At 65.3% G+C, this 15,971-nt stretch carries 16 protein-coding genes; 7 read left to right on the top strand and 9 right to left on the bottom strand.

Annotation, left to right across the window (positions count from 1 at the left end):
• Positions 1 to 43 precede the first annotated feature (43 nt).
• Positions 44 to 2,338, bottom strand: a complete 2,295-nt coding sequence (parC, locus tag VO57_008195) for a DNA topoisomerase IV subunit A (GenBank protein ID XBL68128.1) — start codon at positions 2,336 to 2,338, stop codon at positions 44 to 46.
• A 104-nt stretch (positions 2,339 to 2,442) separates the two neighbouring features.
• Here parC and VO57_008190 point away from each other — a divergent pair, with 104 nt between their 5' ends.
• Both VO57_008190 and VO57_008185 read left to right on the top strand, forming a co-directional pair.
• Complete coding sequence (locus tag VO57_008190; GenBank protein XBL68127.1) at positions 2,443 to 2,988, top strand: type 1 glutamine amidotransferase domain-containing protein; 546 nt, start codon at positions 2,443 to 2,445, stop codon at positions 2,986 to 2,988.
• Positions 2,989 to 3,128: 140 nt separating this feature from the next.
• Positions 3,129 to 4,022, top strand: coding sequence for a DUF4349 domain-containing protein (locus VO57_008185; protein XBL68126.1), 894 nt, complete (start codon positions 3,129 to 3,131; stop codon positions 4,020 to 4,022).
• Here the strand turns inward: VO57_008185 and VO57_008180 are convergent.
• The 3 genes from VO57_008180 to VO57_008170 form a co-directional block, all read right to left on the bottom strand.
• Entirely contained in the window at positions 4,019 to 4,348 is a 330-nt protein-coding gene (locus VO57_008180) for a 2Fe-2S iron-sulfur cluster-binding protein (protein ID XBL68125.1), read from the bottom strand. The genes VO57_008185 and VO57_008180 overlap by 4 nt on opposite strands.
• Positions 4,345 to 5,430: a cysteine desulfurase family protein gene (locus VO57_008175; protein ID XBL68124.1), complete on the bottom strand. Its 1,086-nt coding sequence runs from the start codon at positions 5,428 to 5,430 to the stop codon at positions 4,345 to 4,347. Before VO57_008175 ends, VO57_008180 begins: the two co-directional genes overlap by 4 nt.
• A 119-nt stretch (positions 5,431 to 5,549) precedes the next feature.
• Positions 5,550 to 6,623 (bottom strand): aminotransferase class V-fold PLP-dependent enzyme, encoded by a 1,074-nt coding sequence (locus VO57_008170; GenBank protein XBL68123.1) that lies wholly within the window; start codon positions 6,621 to 6,623, stop codon positions 5,550 to 5,552.
• A gap of 121 nt (positions 6,624 to 6,744) precedes the next feature.
• Between VO57_008170 and VO57_008165 the strand changes: the two genes are divergently transcribed.
• Complete coding sequence (locus VO57_008165; protein ID XBL68122.1) at positions 6,745 to 7,401, top strand: alpha/beta hydrolase; 657 nt, start codon at positions 6,745 to 6,747, stop codon at positions 7,399 to 7,401.
• 196 nt (positions 7,402 to 7,597) lie between these two features.
• Positions 7,598 to 8,284 (top strand): energy transducer TonB, encoded by a 687-nt coding sequence (locus VO57_008160; GenBank protein ID XBL68121.1) that lies wholly within the window; start codon positions 7,598 to 7,600, stop codon positions 8,282 to 8,284.
• Between the two features lie 12 nt (positions 8,285 to 8,296).
• Here the strand turns inward: VO57_008160 and VO57_008155 are convergent, their stop codons facing one another.
• The gene (locus VO57_008155; protein ID XBL68120.1) at positions 8,297 to 8,509 is read right to left on the bottom strand and encodes a hypothetical protein; all 213 of its coding nucleotides are present in this window, start codon (positions 8,507 to 8,509) and stop codon (positions 8,297 to 8,299) included.
• Positions 8,510 to 8,612: 103 nt separating this feature from the next.
• On the opposite strand from VO57_008155, the gene VO57_008150 reads away from it, so the two are divergent.
• From VO57_008150 to VO57_008140, 3 genes are read left to right on the top strand one after another with little or no spacing between them, the layout of a single operon-like run.
• The gene (locus tag VO57_008150; protein XBL68119.1) at positions 8,613 to 9,005 is read left to right on the top strand and encodes a DUF3597 domain-containing protein; all 393 of its coding nucleotides are present in this window, start codon (positions 8,613 to 8,615) and stop codon (positions 9,003 to 9,005) included.
• Between the two features lie 54 nt (positions 9,006 to 9,059).
• Positions 9,060 to 10,889, top strand: coding sequence for a DUF885 domain-containing protein (locus VO57_008145; GenBank protein XBL68118.1), 1,830 nt, complete (start codon positions 9,060 to 9,062; stop codon positions 10,887 to 10,889).
• A 25-nt stretch (positions 10,890 to 10,914) separates the two neighbouring features.
• Entirely contained in the window at positions 10,915 to 12,555 is a 1,641-nt protein-coding gene (locus VO57_008140; GenBank protein ID XBL68117.1) for an FAD-dependent oxidoreductase, read from the top strand.
• On the opposite strand, the gene VO57_008135 is transcribed toward VO57_008140, so the two are convergent.
• The 4 genes from VO57_008135 to VO57_008120 form a co-directional block, all read right to left on the bottom strand.
• Complete coding sequence (locus tag VO57_008135; GenBank protein ID XBL68116.1) at positions 12,552 to 13,409, bottom strand: glutaminyl-peptide cyclotransferase; 858 nt, start codon at positions 13,407 to 13,409, stop codon at positions 12,552 to 12,554. The genes VO57_008140 and VO57_008135 overlap by 4 nt on opposite strands.
• Before the next feature lie 70 nt (positions 13,410 to 13,479).
• Positions 13,480 to 13,842 (bottom strand): hypothetical protein, encoded by a 363-nt coding sequence (locus VO57_008130; GenBank protein ID XBL68115.1) that lies wholly within the window; start codon positions 13,840 to 13,842, stop codon positions 13,480 to 13,482.
• A 57-nt stretch (positions 13,843 to 13,899) separates the two neighbouring features.
• Entirely contained in the window at positions 13,900 to 14,124 is a 225-nt protein-coding gene (locus VO57_008125) for a hypothetical protein (protein XBL68114.1), read from the bottom strand.
• A 209-nt stretch (positions 14,125 to 14,333) separates the two neighbouring features.
• Positions 14,334 to 15,950, bottom strand: a complete 1,617-nt coding sequence (locus VO57_008120) for a phosphoenolpyruvate carboxykinase (protein ID XBL68113.1) — start codon at positions 15,948 to 15,950, stop codon at positions 14,334 to 14,336.
• Between the last annotated feature and the right edge of the window lie 21 nt (positions 15,951 to 15,971).

The following is a 15,971-nucleotide window of genomic DNA, read 5'->3' as shown; positions in this document are numbered from 1 at the left end:
CTCTCACATTGTTCGCGCGCTCGACGGGCCAACGAACCTAGGCCTAAAATCGGTTGTCGCGCGGGAAGCCCTGCGGCGGCATGCGGCCTGCGCCGCCGCGCGCGACCTTCCATTGCCACATCTCCATTTCGGTGCGGGTGCGTTCGCCCGTCCCGCCCATCTGCCAGCTGAGGCCTTCCTCCAGCCGGAAGGTGGTGACGTCGGCCATCCCGCCATCGCGGTAGCGTTGCAGCTGGACGCCCTGCCCGCGGCTCATCTCGGGCATTTCCTCCAGGTTGAACACCACCAGCTTGCGGTTGTCGCCCACGACGGCGACGTGATCGTGCCCCTCGCCGATATGCGCCACGCGGGCGAGCTTGGCGTCGCCCTTCAGCGTCATCACCGCGCGGCCCTTGCGCGTCTCGGCCAGCAGGTCGTCCGACTTGATGACGAAGCCCTTGCCCAGCGTGCTCGCCAGCAGCAGCCGCTCACCGGGCTTGTGCGCCCAGGCGAAAACGATGTGCGCGCTATTGTCGATGTCGACCATCGTGCGCACCGGCTCGCCGAAACCGCGCGCGCCGGGCAGCTTGTCCGCGCCCAGCGTGTAGAAGCGCCCGTCGTCGGTCGCGATCAGCAGCTTGTCGGTGGTCTGCGCATGGAAGGCGAAGGCGAGTTCGTCGCCTTCCTTGAACTTCCATTCCTGCGACAGGTCTGCATGCCCCTTCGCCGCACGGATCCAGCCGCGCGCGGAGAGGATTACCGTGGTCGGTTCCTTCTCGATCATCGCGTCCATGCTGAATTCGACCGTCGGCTCCGCCTCGTCGATCGTGGTGCGGCGCGCGCCCAGCGCGGTATCCTTGCCGTATTCCTTGCGCAGGGCATTGAGATCGCGCTTCAGCCGCGTGCGCTGGCGCACCGGGCTTTCGAGCAGCTTCTGAAGCTCGTCCTGCTCCTTCAGCAGGTCGTCCTTCTCCTGCCGCAGCTGCATTTCCTCCAGCTTGCGCAAACTGCGCAGCCGCATGTTGAGGATCGCTTCGGTCTGCCGGTCGGTCAGGCCGAACTCCGCCATCATCACCGGCTTGGGCTCATCCTCGGTGCGGATGATCTCGATCACCCGGTCGAGGTTGAGGAAGGCGATAATATAGCCCTCGAGCAGTTCGAGCCGGTCCGCGATCTTCGCCAGCCGGTGGCGGGTGCGGCGCTGGAGAATGTCGATCTGGCTCGCGATCCAGTTCTGCAATAGCTCCTTGAGGCCCATCACCATCGGCGTGCGCGTCGCATCGAGCACGTTCATGTTGAGGCCGAAGCGCGTTTCCAGGTCGGTCAGGCGGTAGAGCGACTCTTTCAGCAGCTCGGGATCGACATTGCGGCTGCGCGGGACCAGCACGATGCGGATCTGCTCGTCGCTTTCGTCGCGCACGTCCTCGAGGATCGGCACCTTCTTGTCCGCGATGACCTGCGCGATCTGCTCGATCAGCTTGCCCTTGGGCACCTGGTAGGGGATTTCGCTGATGATGAGCTGCCATTGCCCGCCGCCCAGACGCTCTATCCCCGCGTCGCGGTCTGCCGCGCTCTCGGCCTCGGCGGCATGGAAGCGCGCGCGGATGCGGAAGGAGCCGCGACCGGTCTCATAAGCCGCACTGATGGTTTCGGGGCTGTCCACGATCAGCCCGCCGGTGGCGAGGTCCGGCCCCTGCATGATCTGCATCAGCCGCGCATGCTCGACCGCCGGGTTCTCGATGACTTCCAGCGTCGCCTCGATCACCTCGTCGACATTGTGCGACGGGATGTTGGTCGCCATGCCCACCGCGATCCCGCTGGCCCCGTTGGCGAGCAGGTTCGGGAACAGGCCGGGGAAGATGACCGGCTCTTCTTCCTCGTTGTTGTACGTGGGCACGAAATCGACCGTGCCCTCGTCCAGCCCCGCCATCAGGCTGATTGCGGTCCTGGTCAGCCGCGCTTCGGTGTAGCGGGCGGCGGCGGCGTTATCGCCGTCGATATTGCCGAAGTTCCCCTGCCCTTCGACCAGCGGATAGCGCAGCGCGAAGGGCTGCGCGAGACGGACCATCGCGTCGTAGACCGCAGTGTCGCCATGCGGGTGGTACTTGCCCAGCACCTCGCCGACCACGCGGGCGGACTTCTTGTAAGCGCTGTCGGGCGAGAGGCGCAGTTGGCGCATCGCCCACAGCAGCCGGCGGTGGACCGGCTTCAGCCCGTCGCGCAGATCGGGCAACGAGCGCGCGGTAATCGTGGACAGCGCGTAGACAAGATACCGCTCGGACAGCGCGGTCTCGAACGGCGCGTCGACGATTGCAGCGGGGGAATCGGGCTCCGCGGGGCCCTGATCTTTGGAAGCCATCGGCTCGCCCTACCACCGGCTCGCCTCGGCCAGAAGCGCGGAACGCAAAGCTTTCCCCGCCCGTTTAGCCACTGAAAGCACAATTCATACGAAAGGACTTCATCATGGCCAAACGCGTTATGATTCTCGCCACCGACGGTTTCGAGCAGTCGGAACTCTTCGACCCCAAGAAGAACCTCGAAGACGCAGGCATCGAGACCGAAGTGGTCAGCCTGGAATCGGGTGAAATCAAGGCTTGGGACAAGGACAACTGGGGCAAGACGATCACAGTCGACAAGACCGTGGACGAAGTCGCCAATTGCGAAGGCTACGACGCCCTCCTCCTCCCCGGCGGCCAGATCAACCCCGACCTGCTGCGCGTGAACGACCGCGCGGTTGCCATCGTCCGCGAATTCAACGCCGCGGGCAAGCCGATCGCCGCGATCTGCCACGCGCCGTGGCTACTGATCGAAGCAGGCCTGGTCGAAGGCAAGACGCTTACCAGCTATCACTCGATCCGCACCGACATGAAGAATGCGGGCGCGAACGTGGTCGATCAGGAAGTCGCGGAAGACGGCAACCTCATCACCAGCCGCAATCCGGACGACATCCCCGCCTTCTCGGACCGCCTGATCAGCCGCGTGCTGGAGAAGGTGCCCGAAAACGCCTAAGCTTCTGAGAAGCTGACAAAACCGAGGCCCGGTCGCAGAGATGCGGCCGGGCTTTTTACTCCGCGCTTGCCAATGTGGCGAGAATGGGGCACGATTATGGCCATAATGTGATGACCACATTGCGAATGGGGAGAGAATTGATGGCTTTTCGTTCTTCGCTGCTTCTCGTGTCCGCCGCCGCCCTCGCGCTGGCCGCGTGTTCCGACAATTCCGCCTCCGAGACGACCGAAGCCGTCACCACGATGGATGTCGCCGAAGCGGACGCGATGGAGGCACCGATGGCGGAAAGCTCAGCGGGCGAGGCGATCTCCACCCCGGACATCCCCGCTGCTGCGCCCAAGATCGCCTATGTCTATTCCTACGGCTTCCGGGTGGAGCGAGACGCAATCGCGCCCCTGCAGGAACGCCATGCCGACATGTGCGCCCATCTCGGCCCGCTGACCTGTCAGGTCCGCTCAATGAGCCAGAGCGGGGCCGACGATGACTACGGCTATGGCGAGCTGGAGCTTTCGGTCGCGGCGGACAAGGCGCGCGATTTCGGGCGCAAGCTGGCCAGCGCCGTCGAGGCCGAAGGCGGCGAGCAGGTCTCCTCCACCATCGAGGGAGAGGATCTGTCGAAACAGATCGTCGATACAGAAGCGCGCCTGCGTAGCCGCGACGTGCTGCGCGACCGGCTGATGGAGGTGCTGCGCACCCGCAAGGGCAGCGTGCAGGAACTGGTCGAGGCCGAACGCGGCGTCGCGCAGGTCAACGAAGAGATCGACCAGGCGCGCAGCTGGCTGCAGGAAATGCGCGGCCGCGTCGCCTATTCACGGATCACCGTGACCTACCAGAGCGAGGGCGCAGGTCCCGGCGGCTTTGTCGAACCGATCCGCAGGGCGGTAAGCTCGATCGGGCCGGTCGCGGGCAATGTGATCGGCGGGCTGATTCTGCTGCTGACGATTTTTCTGCCGCTCGGCCTGATCGGTTACGGCCTGTGGCGCCTGTTCCGCTGGCTGCGGCGGCGCGAGGACAGCGCCGCCAGCACGGACTAGCGCCCGCTCATATCATGCGCATCGGCTGGGATGGTGACCTCCATCCCGTCGAGCGCATCGGTCAGCGTGATCTGGCATGAGAGGCGGCTGGTCGGGCGCACGCCATAGGCGAGGTCGAGCATGTCTTCCTCGTCCTCGCTCGCCTCGGGCAATTGCGCGAACCATTCCTTGGCGACCAGCACGTGGCAGGTGGAACAGGCCATCTGCCCCTCGCAGGTGCCCTCGAGCGGCATCCCCGCCGCCTGCGCGACGCGCAGCAGCACGTCGCCCGCCTGCGCCTCCGCCTCGACCCGCTGCCCGTCCGCCTTGTGAAAGATGACCTTCATGCCTGGCTCTCCGCCGCTTGAATGATGAGTGAGCACGCGCGCTGCATATCCTCACGCGTGGTGTAACGCCCCCAGCCGAGGCGGATCGAGGATTTCGCCTGCGCATCGCTGAGCCCGATGGCGCGCAGCACATGACTGGTCCGGCCCGATCCGCTGGCGCAGGCGGACCCGGCGGAGAACATGACTTCGCGGCATTCGCTCATCAGCCGGGCGACGTCGAGGCCGTCGCGACGAATGTTGAGGTTGCCGTGCCAGCGCTGCTCCGCACTGCCGTTGAGCGTCCAGCCGGAGAAAACATCGCGGGCGACCTGCCACAGCTCTTCGACATGCGCCGCGTCCTCTTGCTGCCGTTCCACTGCCAGCGCCGCCGCCGCGCCGAACCCGGTGCACAGAGCGGGCGAGAGCGTGCCCGAGCGCAGCCCCTGCTCCTGCCCGCCGCCCTCGACATGCGGGATCAGCGACAGGCCGTCGCGCACCCACAGCGCGCCGATCCCCTTGGGTCCGTGCAGCTTGTGCGCGCTGACCGCGATCATGTCGGCCTCTGGCGGGAGGGCCATCTTGCCCGCCGCCTGTACCCCGTCAACCAGCAGCAGCGCGCCGGTTTCTTTCGCGCGGCCAGCCATCTTGGCGATGGGCTGGATCGTGCCGATCTCGTTGTTGAGCTGCATCACGCAGAGCAGACCGACATATTTGGGCATTTGGACGTCGGGCGCGATCACCCCGTCCGCGCCGACCGGCAGTTCGGTCCAGTTGCCGATCGCCTTGACCGTGTCGATCACCGCCGCGTGCTCGATCGCGCTGAAGGCGATGTGCTCGCCGGAGCGGGCTGCGGCATTGCCCCGGATCGCGAGGTTGATCGCCTCTGTGGCGCTGCCGGTGAAGATCACCTGCCCTCCGGGCGGGAAGAGCTGCGCCACCTGCTCGCGCGCCACCTCGACCGCTGCGGCCGCCATGCGGCCCATGCGGTGGGGCGAGTGCGGGTTGCCGAAAGTGTCGGAGTCGGGCCCGCCGAGCCACGCGAGCATCGCGTCACGCGCTTCGGGCGCGAGCGGAGTGGTGGCCTGGTAGTCGAGGTAGATCATGAACGTGCTCTCATCCTACCCGATAGGTCGCCCCGGACGTGATCCGGGGCAAGGCTTTCTTCGTTCACGAGACAAAAGGATGCACCGCCCCGGATCAAGTCCGGGGTGACGGCGGGGTTTCAGGTGAGACTGCCCCAAGCCTGCGCGAACGCCTCCAGTTCCTCGGGCGTCGTGCTCCACCCCATGCTGACGCGGATCGTGCGCGCGGCGACATCGTCGGAAACCCCGAACGCGTCGAGCACGCGGCTCTTCTTGAGCGTGCCCGAGGAACACGCGCTTCCCGCCGAGACGGCAAAGCCCTTGGCGTCGAGGCGGATTAGCTGCGCCTGCGCACTCATCGTGGGGTGGGCAACAGCGATGATGTGAGAGCAGTGCATGCCCATCCGCAGAACTTCACCCTGTCGGAAAAGCTCGTTCTTGAAGTCGAATTGCTGCTCGACTGTCGTAGCCCAATTCTCGATATCTCCTGCCTCTAGCGCAGCTGCCATGCCGAGAATATCGGGGAGGTTCTCGGTCCCCCGCCGATATCCGCGTTCGTGACCACCGCTCGGCTTGAGCATCGCGAAGTCGCGCACCAGCAGCGCGCCAACGCCGATCGGTCCACCGAACTTGTGGGCCGAGACGATGGCCATATCGCAATCGGGCAGCGGCATTTTCCCAGCGCTCTGTGCGCAATCGACGAGCAGCAGCCCTCCGTGGTCGCGAACCACTTCGGCTATCGCCTCGATGTTCTGGATCGTCCCGGTTTCCGAATTGACGTGCTGAACAGCCACGAGAGAACGATTTTCTTTTCCTTCAACGATGGGCGACGGCTCGATGAGCTTGGCGAGCGCCTCGAGATCGATGGCACCAGCCTCCCCAACCGGGATCGAAGCGACGTCACGGCTTTCGACAAAGCAATGAAGGGCATCATGCTCGACCACGCTTACGGCTTCATTGATCACAGCGGCATGATCGAAAGCGAGCAATGCACTCTCGCTCGCGCCGGAGGTAAAGATCACCTCGCCGTCCCACTCAAGCGCCGCCTTCACCCGCGCGCGTGCATCCTCCAGCGCCTGCTTGGCCTTGCGGCCCTCGGCATGGGGAGACGAGGGGTTGGCCCAGATCGCAAACCCTTCCTCCATCGCGGCCTTCGCCTCGGGCCGCAGGGGTGAGGTGGCAGCATGGTCGAGATAGACGCGCGGCTTGCTCAAGAGATGCTCGAAGTAATTGCGAAATGCGGCATAAAGCCTATATAGCCGCCCACCTCGCGCGCGCCACCGCCCAAACCGATGGCGCTTGTGCCAGCCCAGTTATTTCCGGACCCCAGCACCCATGCCCACCGTCATCTTCCCCGGCCCCGAAGGCCGCCTCGAAGGCCGTTTCTCGCCCCCGCCGCGCCCGCGTGCACCGGTCGCGCTGATCCTCCACCCGCACCCGCAGGGCGGCGGCACGATGAACGAGCGGATCACGCAGAGCCTGTACAAGACCTTCGTCGATCGCGGTTTCGCCACGCTGCGCTTCAACTTCCGCGGCGTGGGCCGCAGCCAGGGCAGCTTCGACAACGGCATCGGCGAACTCTCCGACGCGGCGAGCGCGCTCGATTGGATCCAGTCGATCCATGAAGAAGCACAAGTCACCTGGGTGGCCGGTGTCAGCTTCGGCGCGCTGATCGGCATGCAGTTGCTGATGCGCCGCCCCGAAATCCGCGGCTTCATCTCGGTCGGCGCCCCGGCGAGCATGTACGACTTCAGCTTCCTCGCGCCCTGCCCCGCCAGCGGCATCTTCGTCCACGGCGCGGCCGACACGGTGGTGCCCCCGCCCGCGGTCACCAAGCTGGTCGAGAAGCTGCGGACGCAGAAGCACATCACCATCCACCACGAGGAAATCCCGCGTGCGAACCACTTCTTCGAGAAGGAGCACGACGAGATGATGGGTGCGGTGAACAACTACCTCGATTTCCGGCTCGATCCGTCCTGCCCGATCCGCTGATCGCGCAGGGCTGAGGGCCCCGCCCGACACCGCCAATCGCCTGTCCCCCTGCGCGCGGCCCGCGCGGGGCGACAGGCCGTGTCGCAATTCGATCCTGATTTGAAACGTTATACCATCTAGCGCCTGTTAATAGTCATAGTGTATCATCTCCTCGGAGGCAGTCCCAAGCTGCCCGGAAAAAACAGGAGAGATGTCCATGGCTTACACCTATGCCAACCAGACGCAGAACCGGCTCCCCGCCATTCTGGGTGTGGCCGGAGTGCATGCCGGTATCGGCGCGCTGCTGATCTACGGCCTCGCGACGGGCGAGTTCGAGAAGATCGTCCAGCCGCCACTCGAAGGTGGCCAGATCGAGCTGCCGCCACCCCCGCCGCCGCCCAAGCCGGTCGATCAGCCGCAGGTCGAAACCCCGCCCTCGGCACGCGATGTGGTCGCCCCCAAGCCGCCGCTGGATGTCTCGACCAATCCGCCGCGCGTCGACTCCAGCGGCATCATCCTGCCGCCTGCGCCGCCGCAGCCTTTGCCGCTGCCCAGCATCGCCCCGACGCTCGCGCCGCCTCCGCCGCCCAAGCCTACGCCCAGCTTCGATCCGGTGTCCGCCCGCCCCGCGAACAATGCGCGCGCCTGGGTGACGCAGAGCGACTATCGCAGCAGCTGGATCGCGCGCGATTACGCGGGCACGGTCGGCTTCAGGCTGAATGTCGGAGCGAGTGGCCGCGTGGAAGGCTGCTCGGTCACGAAGTCCTCCGGCGTCGCCGCGCTGGACGAGGCGACCTGCCAGCTGGTCACCCGGCGCGCGCGGTTCGATCCGGCCAAGAACGGCGAGGGCCGCGCGGTCGCGGGCAGCTATAACGGCGCGGTGCGCTGGCAGCTGCCCGACTGATAACCGCTTCGCCTACTCTCCGATTCCCTCGGTCGTCGCGGTGTTCACCGGCGCGCGGCCCTGGGAATCGGGGATGGTCCAGATCGCCACGTTGAGCAGCGCGACCAGCGCCGCAACCACCATCAGCCCCGCCTGCTTGCGAAAGCCGCGGCGGAAAAGAATGACTGCACCGCCGATAAGGGCAAATGCGGCGAGGACGAGCAGCGAGAGGACGAGGTTGAGCATGCGTTTCGCCTACACCGGATTGTGCCCATGCGGAACGGCTGTGTGCGCGAAGCTTTCTGTCAGAGTGCGGCACACCTGCCGCGAGTAGCCACAGGAGCTGGTCATGGGTATTTTCGGTTCGATCAAGGATGCGATCTTCGGCAACGACAAGACCGAAAAGCAGCCACCGGCAACCTCCACCGCCCCGGCGACCACGCCGGCAACAGACACGTTCAACAATTCGGGCGTAGAATTCGAGCCGACCAGCACAGTCGACGTGGCAGAGCGACTGGACAAGATCGAAGGCTCCGACAAGCTGAACTGGCGGACCTCGATCGTCGATCTCCTCAAATTGCTCAGCATCGATCCGAGCTACGAGAACCGCAAGCAGCTGGCTGGCGAACTGGGCCGTAGCGACTACGAAGGCACCGCCGAAGACAATATCTGGCTGCACAAGCGGGTGATGCAGGAAATCGCAGACCACGGCGGCAATGTGCCTCCCGAACTGCTCAAGTAGCACACGCGAAGCAAAGATTTGACGGGTGTGGCGCGGGGCGTCACACCCGTTTGCATGAGCACATTCTCCCTCACCCGTCGCCAGACCCTTGCCGGGCTCACCGCCACAACCGCCCTGACGCTGGGTGGCTGCGCCGCCAGCCGCACCGGCCCTTCGCTGCGATCCATGACCCTCGCGCCCGACGAATGGCTCGACGAAGTCGCCTACGGGATGCTGCGATACGAGCCTGAGCGGGCGACCAGTCTCGGCGTAGATACCGGCAATCGTTCCGCGTGGCGCACGATGCTGGAAGACCAGTCGATTTCGGGTCAGCGCGAATACGGCGCCTATCTGCGCTGGGTCGTCGGCCAGATGGAGGGGCTCGACGAGAGCGGCCTCACCCCCGACCAGCAGACCAGTTTCGAAGTCGTGCGCAGCGCCTTTTCGACCGCCGCCGAAGGCTTCGACCTGCCCTACGGCGATGTCGCGGTCGGCAGCTGGCGCAACGCGCCATATGTCGTGATCCAGAATGTCGGGACCTATCTCGACATGCCGCGCTTCTTCGATTCCACACAGCCGCTCGCGGAAGAGACGGACGCAGCGGCTTATGTGTTGCGGCTGGCATATGTGGACGACGCGCTGGACGGTGAGTTGGAGCGGCTGGAAAAGGCGCGCAGTCTCGGCGTGATTCCGCCCGACTTCCTGCTCGACAAGGCGATTGCCGCGATGGAAGCGAGCATCGAGTCGGCGCCGTACGATTACGTCAATCCGCTGGAAAAGGCGCCCGAGGAGATCCGCGCCGCCGCGATGAAGTCCGCCAGGCGGATTACGGAGCAGTCAATCGTCCCCGCGCTCCAGCGCCAGCTCGCCGAGCTAAAGGCCGAGCGCGCGCGGGCGAAGTCCAACGCGGGCATGTGGGCGCAGCCCGGCGGGCCGGAATGGTACGCCTGGGCGCTCAAGGCCAGCACCACGACCACGCTCTCGCCCGACGAAATTCACGAACAGGGGCTGCAGGAACTCGAAGCGCTGCACGCGCGGATGGACCCGATCCTGCGCGACATCGGCTATGACAGCGGTACTGTGGGCGAGCGGATGCAGAAGCTCTCCACTGATCCGCGCTACAAATTTGCCGAGGGCGATCCGGGCCGCAAGCAGATCATGGACTTCATCCATGACCGGATCGACTGGATCACCGCGCAGATGCCGCGCGCCTTCAACGAGTTGGTCGAGCCCAATGTAGAGGTGCGTCGCCTGCCGCTCGCCGAAGAACCCGGCGCACCGGGTGCCTATGGCGGCGCGGGCAGCAAGGACGGGTCGATCCCCGCGCGCATGTGGATCAACCTGCGCACCACCGACCTGCACCGCAAATACGACCTCGCCGACCTTACCTATCACGAGAGTATCCCCGGCCACGCGTGGGAAGGCACCTTCTCCAACCGCCTGCCACTGATCCGCTCCATCTTGGCGTTCAACGCCTTCTCCGAAGGCTGGGCGCTGTATGCCGAACAACTGGCCGACGAGCTGGGCGCCTACGACGACTTCCAGGTCGGCCGCCTCGGCTACCTGCAAAGCCTCGCCTTCCGCGCCTGCCGCCTGGTGGTCGACACCGGGCTGCACCACAAGCGCTGGACCCGCGAACAGGGCCGCCAGTTCTTCGTCGAGCGCAACGGCAGCAAGGCGGAGGAAGTGGCGAGCGAGGTCGATCGCTATTGCAGCTGGCCGGGCCAGGCTTGCGGCTACAAGATCGGCCATTCGCAGATCGTCCGCCAGCGCGAGCGGGCCAAGCGCGAAATGGGCGACGCCTATGATTTCAAAGGCTTCAACACGGCGGTAATCCTCGGCGGCAATTCCCCGCTCGACGTCGTGGAAAAGACCGTCACACGCTATATATCCAGCGCCGGGTAGCGGCGCATGACAGGAACCGGGCGCGATGGAAACTTTCGGAGACGATCTCGAAACCATGCGCCGGGTTCCGCTGGCGGATGAGCATGTCGCGGCGATCTGCGAGATCGGGCGCGAATGCAGCTATGCGGCGGGCGAAATGGTGGCCGAGCTTGGCTCGCCGATGGACCGCTTCGTCTATGTGATCGAGGGCGAGATCGAAGTCGTCGATCCGTTCAGCGGCGAACGCATGGTGCCCTCCACGCTCGGCCCGACGCAGTTCATGGGCGAGATCGCCTTCCTCAACGGCGGCACCAACATGCTGGGGATGCGCGCCGCGAAGCCGACGCGCACGATCGAGGCTCCGCGCGATGCCATGCTGGAGCTGATGGCGCGGGTGCCCGAACTCTCCGACCATATCATCACCGTGTTCTCCGCCCGCAGGAGACGGCAATTCGAGCAGAGCAACAGCGGGATCAAGTTGATCGGCGCGGACCGCGATCCGCGCATCCAGCAATGCGAACGCTTCCTCAGCCGCAACCGCATCCCCTTCCAAAGCTACGACCTCGACAGCAGTGACGCCGAAGCCAGCCGGTTGTGCAGCCTCGTCGATCACGAGCCGGCAGTGATCCTGGGCAAGGATCGCCCGCTCGACGACCCGAGCCCGCGCGCCCTAGCGCAGGCGCTCAACCTCGATCTGGCGATTGGAGAGGATGAAACGGTTGACCTGCTGATCGTGGGCGCTGGCCCGTCCGGCGTAGCGGCAGCAGTCTATGCCGGCGCGGAGGGGATGAGCGCGCTGGTGGTGGAGGATACCGCCATCGGCGGGCAGGCCGGGACCAGCAGCCGGATCGAGAATTACATGGGCTTCCCCACCGGGATCAGCGGATCAGACCTTATCTATCGCGGGCAGATTCAGGCGCTGAAATTCGGCACCCGCTTCGCCATGCCGCGCCGGGTCGAGGCGCTGGAGGAGATGCCCGACGGCACCTTCTGCGCCACGCTCGACCATGGCGAGCGGCTCTGCGCCCGCACGGTGCTGGTCGCGACCGGCGTGCAATATCGCCGCCTCCCCATTGAGCGACTGGAAGAGCTGGAAGGCGCTGGCGTGTTCTACGCCGCGACCGAGATGGAAGCGCGCTTCTGCCGCAATACCGAAGTCGTGGTCGTCGGCGGAGGCAATTCCGCCGGGCAGGCTGCCATGTACCTCTCGCGCACAGCCAAGTGCGTTCACGTCGTGGTGCGCGGCACCTCGCTCGCCGCCTCGATGTCGGACTACCTCTCGCGCAGGCTGGAGGCCGATCCCCGGGTGCAGCTGCATTACGAGACCACGGTTTCGCAGCTGCACGGGGAGGATCACCTCGATGCCATCACGCTCGACACCCCCGATGGGCAGCGACGGATCGAATCCCGCGCGCTGTTCATCATGATCGGCGCAGCTCCCAACACCGAATGGCTGGCGGAGCATATCGATCTGGACGAGCGGGGCTTCGTGCTGACGGGGGAGAAGGTCGGCCGCGACTCCCCTTACGAAACCTCCAAGCCGGGCATCTTCGCGGTCGGCGATGTCCGCGCGGGATCGGTAAAGCGCGTGGCCAGCGGAGTCGGTGAAGGGTCGGTCGTGGTCAGCCGCATCTGGTCCCACGTCGACCAGCTGCGCCGTGCGGAGGCGATCGGCGCGGCGGCCTAGCCGCCCGTGGCGCTGGCGTCCGGCTCCGCCTCGCGCGGGACCAGCCGCACCTCGAACATGGTCGGCCACAGCTTGCCGGTGACGAACCAGCGATCGCTGGCCGGATCATGCGCAATCCCGTTGAGCACCGCGCCGTTCCGGACCGCGCCGTTCTGCGCGGCATCGATCTCGGCCACCAGCGGGCTCAGGTCGACGATCCGGCGGATCGTGCCATCCGCCGGGTCGATCCCGACGATCACCTGGCTGTACCACTGGTTGGCCCAGATCAGCCCGTCGGCCGCCTCAAGCTCGTTCAAGCGGGCGATCGGCCTGCCATCCAGCGTGACCTCCACCTCACGCTCGACCGCGTAGGTTTCGGGGTCGAGAAAGCGCAGCGTTGCGCTGCCGTCGGATGCGACCAGCATGCCGTCCATCGCCGTCAGGCCCCAGCCTTCGAACGGGAACGGGTCACTGCGCACCGGCTCCAGCGTGTCGAGCGACCAGCGGTGGATCACCCGGTCCATCCAGGTGAGGCTGACCAGCTCGTCACCCCAGAGAGCCATGCCCTCACCGAACTGATCCGCCGGGATCGCCTGCGCGGCGAGCACCTCGCCCGTCGCCAGATCCACCCTGCGGATCTGTGATTGTCCTTCCAGCCCGGTGCTCTCGTAAAGCTGCCCGTCGTGCCACAGCAGGCCCTGGGTAAAGGCGGCCGGATCGTGCGGATAGCGCGCGACGATCTGAGCATCGTAGATCGTTGCAGAGGGTGCAGGCGCGGGTTCGGCCTGGGCCTCCCCCGCCTGCCGTGCATGCACGGGCAGCGGCGCGAGGAAGGCCGCCGCCAGCGGAAGCACGAGAGCGGAAATGCGTTTCATCATCGCGCCGGAAATGGCGCCAGCAAACCTGACCCGCGGCTGAAGCATGCAGGCCTTTGCGCCGTGCCGGTCACCTTTTGCCGAAGAACTTGCCTGCCATCCCGGTGATGTCGTCGATCACGTCGCCATCGCCGTCCATGTCCAGCATCTTGAGAATGCTCGCCGCCTGCGGATGCTCCTGCAACTGGCGGGCATATTCGCCAAGCGAGCCTTCACCGCCGATTTGCTGGACGATCTGGCTGAGGATGCCGGTGTCCATTCCGGTCTTGGCGGCTGCCAGATCGACCGTGTCGCCGGGCTTGGTATGCGCCTGGCTGAGCGCCGCGATCGCCTTTTCCGCCATCACCGGATCGATGCCCAGCTTGTCGGCCAGGTTCACCACATCGTCCGGCGCGCCGCCGGTGCTTTTGAGAATCGAATCGAACAGGCTCATCAACGGCTCCTTCGTTCAGCAATGCGAACCGTGTGCTAGCGCGGTTAGATGTCGAATTTAGGGCCGCGAGGCGTGCGACGGCCTGCTGATTATCCAGAGCCCCTTGTCGGCGCGCGATCGCTTTACTCGGCAAAGCGGCTCGGCATCGGCGGAGATGTCGATCTCGCGCCCGTCGATCGTTTCCGCGAGCCAGAACACGAATGCCCCGTCGCCCTTCTCGTACTCGCGGGTTTCCTCCGCGTGAGTATCATCCGCAGCAAAGCGGAGGCGATAACGGGTCATTGTGCGCAGGCCTTTCGCCACATCTTCGGTCTCGCGATCTGCGTGGGAGATGTAACGGACTACGCTGACCGGCGGCTTGAAGAACCCAAACTAACTTCCAGTAATTTCATCGGTTTTCACGCCGATCCAGCTGAAAAAATCAGGGCCCCGCTCCGGCTTTCACCGTGCGGGGCCCCTCCTCTCCAACCGGGAAAGTCGTGTGCCTGCGATCAGGCGACCTGGCGGGTGGGCTGCGGCGCAGCGTCGCGCACACCCTGGTCCACATGCGCGGCGAAGGGCTGAAAATTGTTGACGAACAGCTGGACCAGCTTTTCTGCGGTCGCGTCGTATTCGTCTTTGTCGGCCCAGGTGGAACGCGGGTCGAGGATCGTCTGGTCGATGCCGTTTTCGGCCAGCGCAGGCACGCTCACCGGCACGTCGAAGCCGAAATTGGCATCCTTGCGATATTCGACATTGTCGAGCTTGCCCTCGAGCGCGGCATTGAGCAGCGCGCGGGTCGCCTTGATCGGCATCCGCGAACCGACGCCGTACTTGCCGCCGGTCCAGCCGGTGTTGAGCAGCCAGCACTGGACCTCGCCCTTGGCGATCCGTTCCTTGAGCAGGTTGCCGTACACGCTCGGGTGGCGCGGCATGAAGGGCGCGCCGAAGCAGGTGGAGAAGGTCGCTTCAGGCTCGGTGACGCCGATTTCTGTGCCCGCTACCTTGGCGGTGTAGCCCGACAGGAAGTGGTACATCGCCTGATCGGGCGTCAGCCGCGCGATCGGAGGCAGCACGCCGAAGGCATCGGCGGTCAGCATGATCACGTTGCTCGGCACCGGGCCGAGGTTCTTCTCGCTGGTATTGGGGATCGAGCTGAGCGGATAAGCGCCGCGCGTGTTCTCGGCGAGCGAGTTGTCGTCGAGGTCGATCTCGCCGTTCTCGTCCATCACCACGTTTTCGAGGACGGTGCCCTCCATCTGCGTGGTGGCGAAAATCTCGGGCTCCGCTTCGGGGTTGAGGCGGATCATCTTGGCGTAGCAGCCGCCTTCGAAGTTGAAGACCGCATCGTCCGACCAGCCATGCTCGTCATCGCCGATCAGCGTGCGGCTGGCATCGGCGGACAGCGTGGTCTTGCCGGTGCCCGACAGGCCGAAGAAGACCGCGGTCTTGCCGTCGGGGCCGATATTGGCCGAACAGTGCATCGGCATCACGCCCTTGGGCGGGAGCAGGTAGTTGAGCACGCCGAACACGCTCTTCTTCATCTCGCCCGCATATTTGGTGCCGCCAATCAGGATCAGCTTTTCCGAAAGATTGACCGCGATCACGGTTTCGCTGCGGCAGCCGTGGCGTTCGGGATCAGCCTTGAAGCTGGGCAGGTCGATGATCGTGTATTCGGGAACGAAGCCGGCCAGTTCCTCGGCGGTCGGGCGGACCAGCAGGGTGCGGATGAACTGGTTGTGCCAGGCGAGTTCGTTGATCACGCGCACGTTCACCCGATACTCGGGCTGCGAACCGCCGAACAGGTCAGCGACATACAGCGCGTCCTTGTCGCCCAGCGCGGCGAAGAAATCTTCCTTCAGCGCGGCGAAGTGATCGGGCGTCATCGACGCGTTGTTGTCCCACCACACGGTACTCTCGGTCTCACCGTCGCGGACGATGAACTTGTCCTTCGCGCTGCGTCCGGTGTGCTTGCCGGTCTCGACCACCAGCGGCCCGTGCTTGGCCTTGCGTCCCTCGCCATTGGTCAGCGCATGCTCGGTCAGCTGCGCGGAATCGAGGTTGGCGTGGATGGTGGCACTGGTCGTGATACCCTGGTCGGCAAGGGTGTGGGACAAAGCTGCGGGCACGGCGGCCGTTCTCCTGAATGA

The organism is Citromicrobium bathyomarinum (assembly GCA_001306305.2).
GTDB lineage: Bacteria > Pseudomonadota > Alphaproteobacteria > Sphingomonadales > Sphingomonadaceae > Alteriqipengyuania > Alteriqipengyuania bathyomarina.
This window is presented reverse-complemented; position numbering and strand designations above follow the sequence as displayed.

Bases quoted from the DNA above. Each gene is read 5' to 3' on its own strand.
- parC (XBL68128.1), bottom strand. From the start codon at position 2,338: ATGGCTTCCAAAGATCAGGGCCCCGCGGAGCCCGATTCCCCCGCTGCA.
- VO57_008190 (XBL68127.1), top strand. From the start codon at position 2,443: ATGGCCAAACGCGTTATGATTCTCGCCACCGACGGTTTCGAGCAGTCG.
- VO57_008185 (XBL68126.1), top strand. From the start codon at position 3,129: ATGGCTTTTCGTTCTTCGCTGCTTCTCGTGTCCGCCGCCGCCCTCGCG.
- VO57_008180 (XBL68125.1), bottom strand. From the start codon at position 4,348: ATGAAGGTCATCTTTCACAAGGCGGACGGGCAGCGGGTCGAGGCGGAG.
- VO57_008175 (XBL68124.1), bottom strand. From the start codon at position 5,430: ATGATCTACCTCGACTACCAGGCCACCACTCCGCTCGCGCCCGAAGCG.
- VO57_008165 (XBL68122.1), top strand. From the start codon at position 6,745: ATGCCCACCGTCATCTTCCCCGGCCCCGAAGGCCGCCTCGAAGGCCGT.
- VO57_008160 (XBL68121.1), top strand. From the start codon at position 7,598: ATGGCTTACACCTATGCCAACCAGACGCAGAACCGGCTCCCCGCCATT.
- VO57_008155 (XBL68120.1), bottom strand. From the start codon at position 8,509: ATGCTCAACCTCGTCCTCTCGCTGCTCGTCCTCGCCGCATTTGCCCTT.
- VO57_008150 (XBL68119.1), top strand. From the start codon at position 8,613: ATGGGTATTTTCGGTTCGATCAAGGATGCGATCTTCGGCAACGACAAG.
- VO57_008145 (XBL68118.1), top strand. From the start codon at position 9,060: ATGAGCACATTCTCCCTCACCCGTCGCCAGACCCTTGCCGGGCTCACC.
- VO57_008140 (XBL68117.1), top strand. From the start codon at position 10,915: ATGGAAACTTTCGGAGACGATCTCGAAACCATGCGCCGGGTTCCGCTG.
- VO57_008135 (XBL68116.1), bottom strand. From the start codon at position 13,409: ATGAAACGCATTTCCGCTCTCGTGCTTCCGCTGGCGGCGGCCTTCCTC.
- VO57_008130 (XBL68115.1), bottom strand. From the start codon at position 13,842: ATGAGCCTGTTCGATTCGATTCTCAAAAGCACCGGCGGCGCGCCGGAC.
- VO57_008125 (XBL68114.1), bottom strand. From the start codon at position 14,124: ATGACCCGTTATCGCCTCCGCTTTGCTGCGGATGATACTCACGCGGAG.